The sequence below is a fragment of the Paenibacillus sp. OAS669 genome, from assembly GCF_014873645.1.
Lineage (GTDB): Bacteria > Bacillota > Bacilli > Paenibacillales > NBRC-103111 > Paenibacillus_S > Paenibacillus_S vulneris.
The window spans coordinates 627,377-642,582 of the sequence record NZ_JADBDR010000001.1; the positions used below are offsets into that span (position 1 = coordinate 627,377).

The window sequence follows — 15,206 nt, forward strand, 5'->3', positions numbered from 1 at the left end:
CAGGTCTTCATCGTCTAATGAACTATCGAACTAGAGAGCATTAGTTGAACGGGCTGTCAGCAACTTTAATGGAGTCCGTTGGGCAGCCGTCTTGAGCGTCTTGCAGATCATCGTACAGATCTTCCGGAATTTCGGTTACGCCTTTGTTGCCGTCTCCCTCATAGATGACTTCTGCCAAGCCTTCATCGTCGTAGTCATAGATGTCAGGAGCGGTTGCACCACAGGCACCGCATGCGATACAGGTTTCTTTATCAACCCAAGTGTATTTTGCCATTGTAATATTCCTCCCTATATTTGAGAACCCTATTGATTTAGCGGCCTTTACCTAAAATATAATATAAAACGCAGGAAAGTTCAAATATAAAGTCTAGCAACCGTCTTCACGGGCGTTAAACTTTATATGTAAAAGAATAAATTCCGCAATGGATGCAATGTCGTCCGGGGCAAAACGTGGAACAAAATCCGGGCAGCAGCCCGTCAGTTCCATCGGTGCAACGACAGCGACAGGCTCCCTGGGAAGCTGGTTTATAATATTCGCCTGTTCCTCGCTTCGGAACAAGGCAATTTGGTCGTGCTTCCCTTGTTTAAAGCCTTCTACCAGAATCAGATCCAGTGCCTCGGACTGAAGCTTTTCCACCATCTGCTCAAGCGTATGGGGTTCCCTTCGATACACGATATAAGATTCGGGTGAGACGACGACAGCGGCAGAAGCGCCTGCATGAATATATTGCGATGAGTCCGAACCGGCCGCTTCTTTATAATGCCCATGGGCATCATGTTTAATCACGCCAACCCGGATTCCTTGATTCTGGTAGTACTTCACGAGTCTTGAGATCAGCGTGGTCTTCCCGCTGTCGGAGAAGCCAGCAAAACCAATGAACGGTATCATCCTAATCTTCCTCCAGAGGATGCTGCTTCAAATGATCCATCTGCAGCGAGGTCCCTCTTGCTTTATGATTGCGAATTAATGTCGACGGATCGTTACCTAGCATGCCAGCTGTTAGAATAGCGTGCTCACCGAATTTATCGCGAAGCGCATCCATCGTCTGGTTAAGCTTTTCCTTCAGCGGCTGCTTCTGATAATCGAACAGATCAAGCTGTACCGGCGCCTCTGTCTTGTCAAGCAGATTCTGTAAGGTAATGCCGAGCAGCCTGACCGGCTTCCCCGCAGGCCAATGATCCTCGAACAGCTTGCATGCCATCTCGTAAATATCTTCCCGGTTTTCTGTCGGATTATTTAATTTGCATGCTCTCGTGATCGTCTTCATATCGGGATCGCGGATTGTAATTTGTACGGTTTGGGTCAGCAGCTTCTGTCTGCGGAGACGTCTGCCGACCTGGTCGGCCAGATTGAGAAACACCCGATGAATATCCGCCCGTTCCGTATAATTATTCGGCAGCGTTGTCGTATGCCCGATCGATTTGCTTGGATCCTGCTCGGGCTGTACCGGTGAATCGTCCTCTCCGTTAGCCGATCGCTTCAGATGGGCTCCTAGTACGCCGAACTGCTCCGAGAGCAGCTTATCGCTGGCCTGGGCAAGCTGTCCGAGCGTATGAATGTTCAGGCGCTTAAGCTTCTCCGCCGTTTTGCCTCCGATTCCGTACAAGTAAGCGCAAGGCTTGTCCCAGAGAACGCGGGGGACATCCCGCTTCCGCAGCACCGAAATGCCGTTTGGCTTCTTCATATCGGATGCCATCTTCGCTAGCAGCTTGTTCGGAGCAACTCCTACAGAGCAAGGCAGCATGAGCTCGTTGCGAATCCGCTTCTGAATCTGCTCCGCAATCTCCAGCGGAGTACCGAACTGCTTGGAGCCCGTAATGTCAATATAGCATTCGTCTATGGACATAGCCTCTACGAGCGGGGAGTACTCGTAAGCAATTTTCATGAAGCGTCTTGAAAACTGCCGGTATAAATCAAAATCCGGACGAATGAGGATCAGCTCCGGGCACAGCTTCTGCGCCTGTCCAACCAGCATGCCTGTCTTGATTCCTTTTGCTCTGGCAGCATAGGAGCAGGTAACAATGATGCCCTTTCGCAGCTCTACGCTGCCTGCGACTGCGGTCGGCTTGCCCTTGTACTGCTCAGGGTCCACCGCTTCGTGTACCGAGCAGTAGAATGCGTTCATATCGATATGAAGAATGACCCTTCCGTTTACAGGATAAGCTGCGTTATTGAAACTGCTCATATCCGGCGGGCACCACTGCACTATATTTGAACGCAATCATCGCATCATCCGGCCGGCCCGTCGCCGGACTCCATGCCGCAAGCTCCGCACGATCCTGATGCGGACCCGGTATTGGCTTTATTCTTTGTTCAGACATGTTGTTTTTAGTACCCCCCATCATCCTATTCACCGTAAAATAGCATTAGAACAGCTAGTCTCAGCATACAATTCTGCGATATAGCGGTCAAGGCGGACATTCCATCTATTTTGTGAAAACAATATCCTTATCGGGAAATATTGTGATATAATATTACAATTATGTTTAGAGTAGTTCAGTATGATCAGGAGGACAATCCATGGCTAATCCCGTAAAAATTTTCGACACCACATTAAGAGACGGTACCCAAGGCGAAGGTATAAGCTTATCTGTCGAGGACAAAATGAAAATTGCCCGTAAGCTGGATTCTCTTGGCGTTCATTATATCGAAGGCGGCTGGCCCGGAAGCAACAATAAAGATATTGAATTTTTCAACCGCGTCAAGGAATTGGATCTGAAAAATGCCAAAATTACTGCGTTCGGCAGCACTCGCCGCAAAGATACTCTCGCAGAGAACGATGTGAACCTCAACCGCATTCTGGAGGTCGGGGTGCCTGTTGCTACGATATTCGGCAAATCGTGGGATTTCCACGTTCATCAAGCGATCCAGACGACTTTGGAAGAAAACCTGGCCATGATCTATGATTCCGTCAAATATTTAAAAAGCAACGGACTGGAAGTCATCTATGATGCGGAGCATTTCTTCGACGGCTACAAAAACAACTCCGAGTATGCGCTGCAGACGATCAAGAAGGCAGAGGAAGCAGGTGCGGACTGGATCGTTCTGTGCGATACGAACGGAGGCTCCCTGCCTCATGAGATTACGGACATTGTAACGGTGGTTAAGCAAACCGTCTCCTGTCCTGTAGGTATTCATGCTCATAACGACTGCGAGCTTGGCGTTGCGAACAGTCTGGCAGCCGTAATGGCAGGCGCCACGCAGGTTCAAGGCACGATCAACGGCTTCGGCGAAAGATGCGGGAATGCGAACCTGGTCTCTATTATCCCGAACCTGCAGCTTAAGCTGAACTATCAATGTATCAGCAGCGAACAGCTGGAGAGTCTGACTACCGTAGCGCGTTACGTGAGCGAAATCGCTAATATGCATCTGCCCATCAACCAGCCTTACGTCGGGTCGGCTGCGTTTGCTCATAAAGGCGGCATTCACGTGTCTGCGATCCTTCGCAATTCCAGCACTTACGAGCATATCGCCCCCGAGCTTGTCGGAAACAAGCAGCGAGTTCTCGTATCCGAGCTGGCCGGACAAAGCAACCTGGTATTCAAGGCGCAGGAGCTGGGACTTGATTTCGATACCAGCAATCAACAAACGAAGCAGTTAATAGAGCAAATCAAGGACATGGAGCATCAGGGCTTCCAATTCGAAGGAGCCGACGCAACCTTGGAGCTGCTGATCCGCAACGCGTATGGCAAGCTGGAAGAAGCCTTTACATTGGAATCCTTCAAGATTATGGTAGTCAAATCCGCTAACCACCCTGTAGTCACCGAAGCTATCGTTAAGCTTAGAGTGAACGGAGAGACCGTATACAACGCGGCCGAAGGCAACGGTCCAGTGAACGCACTGGACAACGCCCTTCGCAAATGTCTCCAGCAGTATTATCCTACTCTGAACAGCGTTCATTTAAGCGATTATAAGGTTCGTGTCCTCGATGAGAAGGATACGACAGCCGCTAAAGTTCGTGTGTTGATCGAATCCACCGACTTCAATAATTCGTGGAACACCGTAGGAGTGTCGGATAACGTAATCGAAGCGAGCTGGGACGCTCTCGTAGACAGTATCCGCTATGCTCTCATCGGCAAAACGGCGCTGGCGCATTCCGAAGATCTTAAGGAACGCGTAGGCATCGTGAATCATTGATCATTTCAAGAGAAAAGCTGTCTTAACGCATGGTACTGTGACCTGCGTTGAAGACAGCTTTTTTTATCCTTGAATCAATGACTGAATTCTTTGCTCCAGCTGCTCCGGAGGCAGCACATGGATAACCTCGCGAAGTACCCCCTGCTTATCAATCAGGAAGCTCGTCGGAACGAACAGTATGCGGTATAGCTCCGCCGTTGCCCCCTCTTTATCCAGCAGCACGGGGAACGTAAAGCCATTCCGTTTGACGAAGCTTTGGACATCAGCCATTCGGTCCTCTCTCGTTACATTGACTGCATACAGGTCGAATTTATCCTTATATTTCTCGTACACTTTCGCCAGATCAGGGGCTTCTTCCTTACAAGGACCGCACCAGGAAGCCCAGAAGTTAATCATCAAGGGCTTGTCCCTTTGCCCTCCTACCCGATACGTTTTCCCATCGAGCCCCTGAAGCGTAAAGGACGGGACAGGCTGATTGTATTTCATTTCCCTGAAGGGAGCGGCAGCAGAGCTGGCTTCCGCTTCCAGCCCCGGATTCAGCAGCGTCTGGTAAGCCGCCAATACGACCAGGCATAATGCGATGCATACAGCAGGAACATTTCGTTTCATGAGCGCGCACTCCTTATTAAGCAACCTCTAGGAAGCCATCTTCCGTTGTACAGGTCCATACGATTATCTTTCATTTCATCTATTGTACCCAGAAAGGAGCTTTTTTAGTTCCCCCTTCCTTGGCATATGAATGAAGAATGTTGAGCCTGAAGGAAGGGTACATTAGGATTACGTTAAATAAGCAGCTGAAGAGGAGAATTTCTGCAGATGCAAAAGACCAAATCGAAAAAATTATTGAACATCACGTTCGAAAGTGATATTTCCCCGGAGCAAACGGAGACGTCCGGCAATACAGCGTCAAATAAAAAAGCCGGGGGCTCCAAAGGCTCCATATGGGAATTTATCGCTATCGCTTCCGTCCCGCTTGTGCTGGTTCTGGGCAACTCGATGCTAGTTCCGATTCTGCCGCAAATGCAGGAGCAGCTTGGAATCAGCAAATTCCAGAGCAGCTTGGTTATCACCCTGTTTTCCGTCACCGCGGGGATCATCATTCCGATTTCAGGCTATTTGTCCGACCGTTTTTCCCGCAAAGGCATTATGATCCCTTCCTTAATTATTTATGGTGCTGCAGGAGTGCTGGCCGGCTTTGGCGCTGTTTGGAAATCGTATTGGATTGTCATCATCGCAAGAGCGATTCAGGGTCTCGGGGCCGCAGGAACGGCAGCCATTGCGATGGCACTGGCAGGAGACTTATACAAGGGTGCGACCGAAAGCAAGGTGCTTGGTCTTACCGAGGCGTCTAACGGGATAGGCAAGGTAGTGAGTCCTATTCTGGGCTCGCTCTTAGCGCTTATCGTCTGGTATGCGGCATTTTTTGCATTTCCTGTGTTTTGTCTGCTATCACTGCTATCCGTCATGTTTTTCCTGAAGGAGCCCAAAAAAGAACAGGCTCCGCCAAAGCTAAAGCCCTATTTGCAAAAAATCGGCTCCATCCTTAAGCAAAAAGGCCGCTGGCTCATTACCGCTTTTTTCTCCGGCTCGTTAGCATTGTTTATTTTGTTCGGTGTCCTGTTTTATTTGTCGGACATATTAGAGGATGCGCCGTATAATGTCAAAGGCGTTATGAAGGGGTTAGTGCTGGCCATTCCGCTATTAGGCATGGTCGTGACCTCTTATACAACGGGCGCCAATATTAAGAAAAACGGAACCCTGATGAGATGGCTGATGAATATAGGGATGGTTTTGATGACTTTATCCTTGGGTGCATGTATTTTCTTCCTCGGAAAAAACATCTATTTCTTGATAGGTCTTCTCACAGTAAGCAGTATCGGCACAGGGCTGCTGCTTCCATGTCTGAATACAATGATCACCGGATCCGTTCAAAAGGAAGAGCGCGGCATGATCACCTCCATCTATAACAGCCTGCGATTTTTGGGGGTAGCGTTCGGTCCGCCGCTGTTCAGCTGGATGATGGATATATCGCATCAAACGGTGTTTATATCCGTTACTGCCTTATCGCTTATTACACTAGGGCTCGTATTTTTCCTCATTAAGCCGCAAGGGAATATCGGTTGATTGCTGAAGAACCGGCAAGCTATAATGACATCATCTGAATGTAAAAGGATGATGTCATTGTCTTATACTATCCTGCTTCCTGATAAGATTAGGACTGAGATATTGAGTTACTGTATCCGTCAGTATCCTTATGAGGCATGCGGATTCCTTCTAGGAGCTGAATCCGATGTGGGGATCTTTGTTGATTGCTTTGCTCCTATCGCTAATGCTTCGCATGATCCTTTGCGGCATTTTTCCATGGATCCGGCCGCAATGCTTCCATATATATACCCTGCCCCTGCTGAAGGAAATAAAGGAACCGTTGTAGGCATTCTGCATTCCCATCCTATGGCTGCCGCCGTTCCATCCGATGAAGATATGCAGACCTCATGGAAGCAAATTCCGACTCATTGGATTGTCTCCCTGGTTCGTCTGGATGCTCCTGATATCCGAGCCTACCGATTTGCACAGACGGACGAGCAAACGTTTCATGCTCTTCCTGCGAGCTGGCGGACTACTCTATGAGATCCTCCTATAAAAAGTGCCTCAGCAGTCTGAAGCCGGAGAGTCTTGTGAAATCTTTAACAAAGTCAAAAAAACCTTCGGCACTCCGCTGTGCTGAAGGTTTTAATGTTGATGGCTAAGCCGGGAGTACAGATCTCCCAAATTGTGAATCCCTTTGGAGCGAATTTCTTGCAGCAGCCCTCCCCATAAGCGAGCCGTCATTTTAGCATCCTCTAGTGCATGGTGCCTGTTCGTCACTTCAATGCCGTACAGCTCCAGCAGTGTATCCAGATCATACTGCTGCAGCTTCGGGTGCAGCCATTTGGCAAGCAGCATTGTATCCAGCATCCGGTGCGATAGATTGACTTTGGACGTTTTCCATAAGGCCGCATTCAAAAAATGCTTATCATGCCCCGTTCCATGGGCAACCAGGAGCTTTTGCTGCACAAACTCGAGAAACTCGCGAAGCCCTCCGATCAAATCCTGAGCCTTGCCGGCCATTTCATTCGATATTCCCGTCAGCTCCACGATATGTTCGGGTATCGGCCGTTTGGGGTTAACAAGACTGTAGAAGGTTTCCTCCTCCAACACCATATCGCCTCTAACTGCTACGGCTCCGAACGAAATGATCTCATCCCCGTTATACGGCGAAAAACCGGTCGTTTCCAAGTCGAAAACAACCAGTTCCACCGTCTCCAGGGGGATATCGTATAAGGAGTTTTTTCTCTGCTCCTTCATAATGGATCGAATGAAAGCCATCTGCTGGGCGCTATGCGCATCAAACATGGAGGTCAGCGCAGGGGTGAGTCCGCCCATTTTATAGAGATGCCACATCCGCCCAGCAGGTCTCATGTCTTTCACGTGATATCACCTCTTAAGTTTAGCGTGCTTCTAACCTTGCTCTATCTCTTTATGCACAGCTTTTTTCACGTATTTCTGAAGATCATTCCCAATCCGCAGGCATAGCTTCAATTCACTCGTGCGTTCTTTGGTCAGCCTATCGGCCGGAAGCTTCCCTCGCGTCGTATAGCTTCCATTCTCCACTTGGAAAGGGGTCAGGGAGCGGAATTTCAACGCGATAGCCAAAGCCTCCAGCCAGTCTTGGGCAATCTCCTCTTCAACAGCCCCTGCCTCCAGCAGCTTCGTTATACGCCCTTCCGTGGACGTCTCGCTCAAGCCCGCTTCGATGGCAAGAAGGCGAATACCATTTACAATGGGGATGTAAGCGCCGTATTTGATATCCACTCCTCCGGCATCTTCTCCATATCTCTCTTTAATGAGCTGACCGAATAAGCCCAGCGATATTTTGTGATGAAGCGTATTATGAAGCAAATGCTCCAGGATAATGGGATTCCGTTCCACATAGCCCGTTACTTCCTGTATAAGGCGCCGGACTAATTCCCCATCGCCATATATCACACGCATATCCGCCATAATAAGCAGATATCTCATGTGCTCCCAATGAGGATCTTGAAGCCATTCGAAGAGCATCGAGCGATAGCCGCTCCATGATTTACGCCATCTGTCATTGGTGCAGATCACGCCGCCCGAGCAAGGCGGGTAGCCCAGCTCCAGCAGCATCTGGCTAATCCGCTGTGCCAGTTCTGCGAAATACGTCTTGGCTTCCCCCAGCTTTTCCGAATCCGCAGGATCTGCATAGATCAATCCGTTGTCCTGATCGCTCCAGAGCGTCTGCTCTCCACGCCCCCCGCTTCCGAAGAGACAAAAGGCATAAAGGACAGGCGCCGCGGCCCCCTCCTCCTGCAGCATCGTTTCCTCGGCTATTTGCACAACCCGGGCAATCATCATATCGTGAATCCGGTTTAACTCCCGATTCCAATCCAAGGAATAGGCGTGAAGGAGACGCCGCTCAAATTCCTCATGCAATTGATCCCGCAATAGACGCAGCTGCCCGGTGCAGCCTGCCGATTGAATTGCCGTTCGAATCATTTCCATTGAGTTCAGCTCCATGCAGCATCTCCTTCAGCCTGTCAAATTATTGTCTCTCTAAAACTATCTAAACCGTGTGGGCACCGCCCGCTGCCGATTTCTTCATTTGCTCCGGATAACCGTAGGTTCCGTGCTCCGACAAATCGAGACCGATAATTTCTTCTTCTTCAGTAACACGCAAACCGACGGTAGCTTTTATAATAGCCAGAATAATAAAGGATAGAATAAGAACAAAGATGAACGCTCCGAATACCCCTAATGCTTGAACTCCCAGCTGCTCCACGCCTCCGCCATACAGAAGGCCGGCTTTACCGACTCCCACTTTCTCAGCTAATTCCGGTGTTGCAAAAATGCCTGTGGACAGCGTCCCCCAAATCCCTGCGATCCCGTGCACTGAGAAGGCATAAATCGGATCGTCAATGCCTGCCTTTTCAAACCATTGTGCCGTGAAGAAGGTAATGATGCCTGCCAAAGCCCCGATAATGATGGCGTCGCGTGGAGTTACAAAAGCGCATGCTGCCGTGATGGCAACCAGAGCCGCAAGAACCCCGTTCAACATGCTTGGAATGTCCGCCTTGCCGAAATACATCCAGGATACCACCATAGCCGCTACCGCACCGGCTGCCGCCGCCAGATTCGTTGTTAAGGCCACATAGCCGAAGAATCCGTCGCCCGTTGCACTCAGAGTCGATCCTGCATTAAATCCGAACCAGCCGATCCAAAGAATGATAACGCCGAGTACGGATAATACTTGGTTATGCCCCGGAATCAAATTTGGAGTTCTGTCTTTATTGTATTTGCCAATGCGGGGTTTAAGCAAAAGAGTAGCTACCAGCGCTGCTGTCGCACCTTGCAAATGAACAACAGTCGAACCGGCAAAATCCTGCATGCCCAATTGACCCAGCCAGCCGCCGCCCCATACCCAGTGAGCTACTACCGGATAAATCAATACCGTGAACAAAATCCCGAAGATGAAGTACACCGGAAGCTTACCGCGCTCCGCGAAGCCGCCCCAAGCGATGGCAAGGGAAACGCCGCAAAAAGCAAGCTGAAACAAGAACAAGATACCGATAGGAATAGGAGATTCTGCAAAAAGGCTTATGGATGCTGTCGCTTGTTCTTGAGTTCCATCCAGGAAGAAGCCCCCCGTCCCTATAAAGCTGTTGCCGTCACCAAAGGCAAAGCCGAAACCGATAGCCCAGAAGGCTATTGCGCATATACCGAAGGTAAGAATGGTTTTCCCGGCAACATGGCCGGCATTTTTCATTCGAGTGGACCCAGCTTCCAGAAGTGCGAACCCCGCTTGCATGAAAATAACCAAGATCGCTGCCAGCATCACCCATACAGAGTCGATGGCGCTTGCGAGCTGTGCCGGTGTTTTATCATCTGCAGCAAAAGCCATAGTAGGTACCAGCATAGATAGGACACCTGTTGAAACAAGCAACTTCTTAAACATGGTTAACCACTTCCTCTTTAATGTTAATTTATATAACATGAATTGAAAATCTTAATGTCATTATATACAGCGTATTTTGTTTTGACAATAGATTTTTCCTAAAAAAACGGTAAAAAACGAAAAATAACCTTACATAAAATACGCATAATTCGGTTTTACAACATAATTACTAGTGTTTTTCTTATTTCAATGTTATATTTTATGACAAATGAGTACGAGCTAATGCTTTTATAATATAATTTTCCTCCTTCAAGGCTCGGTGCCTTACCTTCGTCAGCTGCACGAAAAAGCATAAGGCGTTATGCAAAAGCATAACGTTTGACTGTATGGTTTGATATCAGTTATCATAAATACTAAAGAGCATTAGATATACATACATACTAATTAATAAGATTCTATATAGGAGGGGATATCCATGGGGATATGAAGCTGTATAAAATCGGTGAGCTGGCCCGTTTGACCAATGTCAGTCCTAGAACGATTGACTATTATACGAAGCTGGGACTCATTGAGCCGGAGAAACGTTCAGATACTAATTATCGTTTGTATAGCGATGAAACTTTAACGCGACTCAAACGTATTGAAAATATGAAAAGGGAAAAGTATACCTTAGAGGAAATCAAGGCGAGCTTAAAGTTGTGGACCAAGGTAAGTCACGATGAGATCGTTACCGATAAATTGACGAATATCCAGCTTCACCTGCAGCAGCTGCAGAAGGAAGTGCAGGAGATCAGTCCGATTCTTGACAAGCTCAAGCCGTCCCAACTGAAATATTTCAACAAGATGCTCACACCGCATACAGCTGCGTGTATCGAAGCCTTGCTGTTGCTATTGGGTAAAAGCCCCTTTTCCTAATTTGTAAGGAGGTCTGCTGCCATGTTTTTTCACCCGATGGATTTTTTGATCATCATCGCTTTTTTGCTTTCTCTCTGGGCTCAATTCCGAGTCAAAAGCACATTCAACAAATGGGCGGAAGTACCTACTTATTCCGGGATGACGGGGTATGAAGCGGCCCGCCGCATGCTTGACGCCAACGGTTTGTACGATGTGCCGATCGAGCCTGTACAAGGCGCCTTGAGCGACCATTACGATCCGATTCATCGGGTTGTGCGCTTATCCGAGCCTGTGTACTATGAGAATTCGATCGCAGCCATTTCCGTTGCTTGTCACGAAGTCGGTCATGCCATCCAGCATAAAGTATCCTATCCGATGCTTACGCTCCGGCACAATATGTTCCCGGTCGTGAACTTCGCTTCCGGCGTGTCTCCGCTGCTCATTATCGCCGGATTGATCTTCCAGCAATTCAGCTTCTTGCTCGGACTCGGTATTATTTTCTTCTCCGCGGCCGTTGCGTTCCAGCTGGTGACGCTGCCTGTAGAGTTTAACGCAAGTAACCGCGCCAGAGATTTGATGGTCGCCGAAGGCTTCATTACGAACGATGAAGAGCGCGGAGTGGCCAAGGTGCTGAATGCTGCGGCGCTCACCTACGTAGCCGCTGCACTGATCTCACTCCTTGAGCTCGTGAAGTACATTATGATCTTCACCAACCGCAACAACGACTAATCGCATACAAACAACAAAACGCCGCAGAAGCGGCGTTTTTCATTTGCGCTTTATTTTTTACAATTAAAAAATTCCAGTAAATATTGTTGAAATACCTCCGCTACGAGCGGCAGCTTCTCCCCCGCCCTATGAATCAGCCCTACGCTGCGTGTAACCTGCGGCTCAATGACCCTTACCTTGGCAGGCTGCAGCTGGCTGATTTCGGTCAATGCCATTTCCGGCAGGAGACTGACCCCCATTCCCGCAGCAACCAAGCCGCGTATCGTGTCCGTTTCCTCGCCTTCAAATCCTATCCGGGGTACAAAACCCGCTTTGGCACAGGCTTCCAGTACGATATTCCGAAGCGAGTATTCCTCGCTGAACATAACGAACGCCTCATCCTTCAGCTGCTCCAATCGGATCACGTTATAATCGGCCAGTACATGGCCTTGGGGGACGATAGCGTACATTTCCTCCTGAAGCAGCAGTTCTCCACTGACATGCTCATTTCTGTTCGGCAGAGGCGAAATAAAGGCCAGGTCTATCTCCCCGTTCTTCACATCGCGGATCAGACTGTTATATGTGCCTTGACGCAGCTTGAATTTGACGTTCGGATGGGACTGGCGAAAGTTCGCGACGACGGTCGGAAGCAGATAAATGCCAAGACTATGAGGAAACCCGATCCGAATTTCCCCTACCTCCGGATCGAGAAATTCGCGGACCTCAATAACCGCTCTTTCCAATTCGGTCAATACCGCTTCCGCCCGGCTTAAAAATAATTTACCGACCGGAGTCAGCTGCAAATTGCGGCCCTTCTGAACGAACAAGGACACACCGAGCTCCTCTTCTAGTTGATGGATTTGGCGGCTCACCGCCGATTGGGCCACATGCAGCTCCTCGGCCGCTTGGGTCACATGCTGTTTTCGGGCTACCTTCACAAAATATTGCAGCTGTCTAAGTTCCACAACGGTTCTCCTTCCGATTGGACAAGTTCCTAATAAAAAGTTTATAATAAATGAAGGTTAAATACCAATCATTCTCATTGTATTTAAGGAGGCCCATTTCCATGGCACAAGAACGTACCGGAGTAGCAACGTTTAAAGGCAATCCGATTACTTTAGTAGGTCCAGAAATCAAGGTAGGAGACAAAGCTCCTGATTTTAAAGTAAACAAAAACCTGATGGAGCAAGTATCTTTGGCTGACTATGCAGGCAAAGTGAAGCTGATCAGCGTAGTTCCTTCCTTGGATACCGGTGTATGTGACGCGCAAACCCGCCGTTTCAACGAAGAAGCAGCTAAGCTTGGCGATAACGTAGTGGTGCTGACAGTCAGCGTTGACCTTCCGTTCGCTCAATCCCGCTGGTGCGGTGCTGCAGGCATCGACAAAGTCGTTACTTTGTCCGACTACAAGAACAAATCCTTCGGCGAAGCTTATGGCGTATTGATCAAAGAAATTCAATTGCTGATGAGATCCATCTTCGTTATCGATGCTAACGACACCGTTCAATACGTAGAGTACTTGGGCGAAATGACCGAGCATCCTAACTATGAAGCAGCAGTGGAAGCTGTTAAGAAGTTAGTGTAATCATACATACAGCTGCCCAAGAAAAAACAGCGAGAGAAGCCCAGCTTCTCCCGCTGTTTTTATGTTTGCTGCCTGTTCTGCAAGAAATTCGCTACTACTTGTCAACTTTATAAGCAGCAAGCCGCTTATCCAATTGTCTGTATATCTCAAGGATAGTCCGATAATTCGAACCAAGATCACCTAACGAGCCCCTGGATGCTGAATAAATATCCACAGCCGATTTTACCGGATTAATAGCAAATAAGGTTAACGTAATATCCTGCGTACGACCTGTGATCGTCTTTTTCTCTACAACGATCTCCCCGACATTCTTCACCTCATGAAGCAGCTTGTAGCCGTTCATTTTCTTAAACATATTGGTGACTTCATCCCAAACCTGATCCATCGAAAGTTTATAGTATCGGGTTTTCAAAGCCGGATCTTTCGCTCTTTCCCCTGTTGTTTCGTGGCTGCGAATAAGGCCGATTAAGGTGCGCTTTAACAAAGCCTTCCCTCCTCATTGAAGTACAATACAAAATCCGGTTTACACTGTCTTTTATCATATCATTGTTTGATGGATTGAGAAAGAGTTATTTCACATTTTTGACATCTTTATGATAAACAGATGAAGAAATATTACAGCTGGATGACAAAAAATGCCTTTATTGTACTTGGAGAACCTGATCCTTTTGGACGTTCAAAAGGGTAGCTTCTAACCGATCATTTTCTCACGAATGACAGCGGAAACCGCACCCAGAGCACAGCAATCCTCTCCCAGCCGGGAGTAGGCCACACGGACGCTGAACGAGCTTAAATAAGAGAATCTCGAATCCAACGACTCATGAATGCTCTCGTTGATCCAAGGGGCGTATTGTCCCATGGCATTGCCTATAACGATCATTTGCGGGTTTAGCGTATGCATCATATTCCCGATGCCGACTCCCAAATGCAGACCTGCTTTACGAACCACCGAGATTGTCTCGGCATCTCCTTTATTCAGCCTGTCCAATATCCGTTCGGTAAAACCAGGAGCATATTCGACATGCAAATCATTCGCAATCGCTCTCTCGGATGCATATGTCTCCCAACACCCCTGATTGCCGCAGGAGCAGGGGCGTCCGTTCAATTCCATCGTCGTGTGCCCGATTTCCCCGGCATAGCCGTTATTGCCTCTGAATAATTCGCCTTGCAGTACAAGGCCTGCCCCGATCCCTCCGGCGACGCTTAAATACAGCATATTGGAGCAATCCGCAGCAGCGCCGAATTCCAATTCGCCCAGAGCGGCCAGGTTCGCTTCATTATCAATGATGACCGGTATACCCAGCTGTTCCTCGATCGCGTCCTTCCAATTCAGCTTTTTCCAGCCTGTATGCGGCACGAATAAGATGCGGCTGGACGGATACTCCACGAAGCCGTGAATACCTATCCCGACGCCAAGCAAGCCGAGTGGACTAGCAGGCAGCGCCGCACGCTCCTGCTTCAGGATCGACAACAGCTGCCGCAGCGTCCCCTCTGCGCTTTCTCCTTGCTCGTAGGGATACCATGTTTTGCGTATCACGGCTCCGCACATATCCGTAACCAGAACGAGCATGTTGGTCGACCGAAGATCGACGCCAATAATGTGGCCTGCCTTATGGTGAATCTCCAGCATCATGGGCTTGCGGCCGCCGCTGGATTCCCCGATCCCCGTTTCAACAACCCAATGCTCGCTCATCAGCTCTTCTACAAGAGCCGATACCGTTGCCCGGGTCAGCTTGGTTCGCTTGGCAAGCTCCGCCCGGGAGATAGGTGCATGTAGTTTGATTAACTTGAGCAAAGTTGATTTATTGATCGATTTTAACAGGGAGCTATCCCCTGACATTGTCCCACGCTTCACTGCTTTCCACCATCCGTTTCCTTTAACCGCTAGCAAAATTTATTTTATATAACCAGGTACCAAAAGTCAGCAG

General features: G+C 48.7%; 17 protein-coding genes. 6 read left to right on the forward strand and 11 right to left on the reverse strand.

What is annotated here, in order from left to right; translation table 11 throughout:
* Positions 1–40: 40 nt before the first annotated feature.
* The 4 genes from GGC63_RS02350 to GGC63_RS02365 all read right to left on the reverse strand — a co-directional run bounded on the left by GGC63_RS02350 (position 41) and on the right by GGC63_RS02365 (position 2,322).
* Complete coding sequence (locus GGC63_RS02350; protein ID WP_079908638.1) at positions 41–274, reverse strand: ferredoxin; 234 nt, start codon at positions 272–274, stop codon at positions 41–43.
* A 93-nt stretch (positions 275–367) separates the two neighbouring features.
* Positions 368–889 (reverse strand): molybdopterin-guanine dinucleotide biosynthesis protein B, encoded by a 522-nt coding sequence (gene mobB, locus GGC63_RS02355; RefSeq protein ID WP_192700954.1) that lies wholly within the window; start codon positions 887–889, stop codon positions 368–370.
* Position 890: 1 nt separating this feature from the next.
* Positions 891–2,186: a DNA polymerase IV gene (locus tag GGC63_RS02360; RefSeq protein ID WP_192700955.1), complete on the reverse strand. Its 1,296-nt coding sequence runs from the start codon at positions 2,184–2,186 to the stop codon at positions 891–893.
* On the reverse strand, positions 2,170–2,322 hold the full coding sequence (locus tag GGC63_RS02365; protein WP_192700956.1) for a hypothetical protein: 153 nt from the start codon (positions 2,320–2,322) through the stop codon (positions 2,170–2,172). Before GGC63_RS02365 ends, GGC63_RS02360 begins: the two co-directional genes overlap by 17 nt.
* A 199-nt stretch (positions 2,323–2,521) precedes the next feature.
* Between GGC63_RS02365 and cimA the strand changes: the two genes are divergently transcribed.
* A complete protein-coding gene (gene cimA / locus GGC63_RS02370; protein WP_079908635.1) occupies positions 2,522–4,138 on the forward strand; it encodes a citramalate synthase in 1,617 nt (538 codons plus the stop codon).
* Between the two features lie 63 nt (positions 4,139–4,201).
* On the opposite strand, the gene GGC63_RS02375 is transcribed toward cimA, so the two are convergent.
* Positions 4,202–4,747 carry a TlpA disulfide reductase family protein gene (locus tag GGC63_RS02375; protein ID WP_192700957.1) on the reverse strand — a complete coding sequence of 182 codons (546 nt, stop codon included), beginning with the start codon at positions 4,745–4,747 and terminating at the stop codon, positions 4,202–4,204.
* A gap of 207 nt (positions 4,748–4,954) precedes the next feature.
* On the opposite strand from GGC63_RS02375, the gene GGC63_RS02380 reads away from it, so the two are divergent.
* Both GGC63_RS02380 and GGC63_RS02385 read left to right on the forward strand, forming a co-directional pair.
* Positions 4,955–6,262 (forward strand): MFS transporter, encoded by a 1,308-nt coding sequence (locus GGC63_RS02380; RefSeq protein WP_079908633.1) that lies wholly within the window; start codon positions 4,955–4,957, stop codon positions 6,260–6,262.
* A gap of 51 nt (positions 6,263–6,313) precedes the next feature.
* Positions 6,314–6,766: a M67 family metallopeptidase gene (locus GGC63_RS02385; protein WP_225947942.1), complete on the forward strand. Its 453-nt coding sequence runs from the start codon at positions 6,314–6,316 to the stop codon at positions 6,764–6,766.
* 102 nt (positions 6,767–6,868) lie between these two features.
* Here the strand turns inward: GGC63_RS02385 and GGC63_RS02390 are convergent, their stop codons facing one another.
* Genes GGC63_RS02390 through GGC63_RS02400 form a run of 3 tightly spaced genes read right to left on the reverse strand, consistent with a single transcriptional unit; the run spans position 6,869 to position 10,151 of the window.
* Positions 6,869–7,606 (reverse strand): exonuclease domain-containing protein, encoded by a 738-nt coding sequence (locus tag GGC63_RS02390; protein WP_192700959.1) that lies wholly within the window; start codon positions 7,604–7,606, stop codon positions 6,869–6,871.
* Between the two features lie 30 nt (positions 7,607–7,636).
* A complete protein-coding gene (locus GGC63_RS02395) occupies positions 7,637–8,716 on the reverse strand; it encodes a DUF294 nucleotidyltransferase-like domain-containing protein (protein WP_192700960.1) in 1,080 nt (359 codons plus the stop codon).
* Positions 8,717–8,762: 46 nt separating this feature from the next.
* A complete protein-coding gene (locus GGC63_RS02400) occupies positions 8,763–10,151 on the reverse strand; it encodes an ammonium transporter (protein WP_079908629.1) in 1,389 nt (462 codons plus the stop codon).
* Positions 10,152–10,574: 423 nt separating this feature from the next.
* Here GGC63_RS02400 and GGC63_RS02405 point away from each other — a divergent pair, with 423 nt between their 5' ends.
* Complete coding sequence (locus GGC63_RS02405; protein ID WP_079908628.1) at positions 10,575–11,006, forward strand: MerR family transcriptional regulator; 432 nt, start codon at positions 10,575–10,577, stop codon at positions 11,004–11,006.
* Between the two features lie 21 nt (positions 11,007–11,027).
* On the forward strand, positions 11,028–11,714 hold the full coding sequence (locus GGC63_RS02410; protein ID WP_079908627.1) for a zinc metallopeptidase: 687 nt from the start codon (positions 11,028–11,030) through the stop codon (positions 11,712–11,714).
* Positions 11,715–11,764: 50 nt separating this feature from the next.
* Here GGC63_RS02410 and GGC63_RS02415 read toward each other — a convergent pair whose 3' ends face one another.
* A complete protein-coding gene (locus tag GGC63_RS02415) occupies positions 11,765–12,658 on the reverse strand; it encodes a LysR family transcriptional regulator (protein ID WP_079908626.1) in 894 nt (297 codons plus the stop codon).
* Positions 12,659–12,759: 101 nt separating this feature from the next.
* Between GGC63_RS02415 and tpx the strand changes: the two genes are divergently transcribed.
* Entirely contained in the window at positions 12,760–13,278 is a 519-nt protein-coding gene (gene tpx / locus GGC63_RS02420; RefSeq protein ID WP_079908625.1) for a thiol peroxidase, read from the forward strand.
* Positions 13,279–13,372: 94 nt separating this feature from the next.
* On the opposite strand, the gene GGC63_RS02425 is transcribed toward tpx, so the two are convergent.
* Together GGC63_RS02425 and GGC63_RS02430 are read right to left on the reverse strand one after the other, a co-directional pair.
* A complete protein-coding gene (locus GGC63_RS02425; RefSeq protein WP_079908624.1) occupies positions 13,373–13,762 on the reverse strand; it encodes a DUF1499 domain-containing protein in 390 nt (129 codons plus the stop codon).
* A gap of 207 nt (positions 13,763–13,969) precedes the next feature.
* On the reverse strand, positions 13,970–15,133 hold the full coding sequence (locus GGC63_RS02430) for an ROK family protein (RefSeq protein WP_192700961.1): 1,164 nt from the start codon (positions 15,131–15,133) through the stop codon (positions 13,970–13,972).
* Between the last annotated feature and the right edge of the window lie 73 nt (positions 15,134–15,206).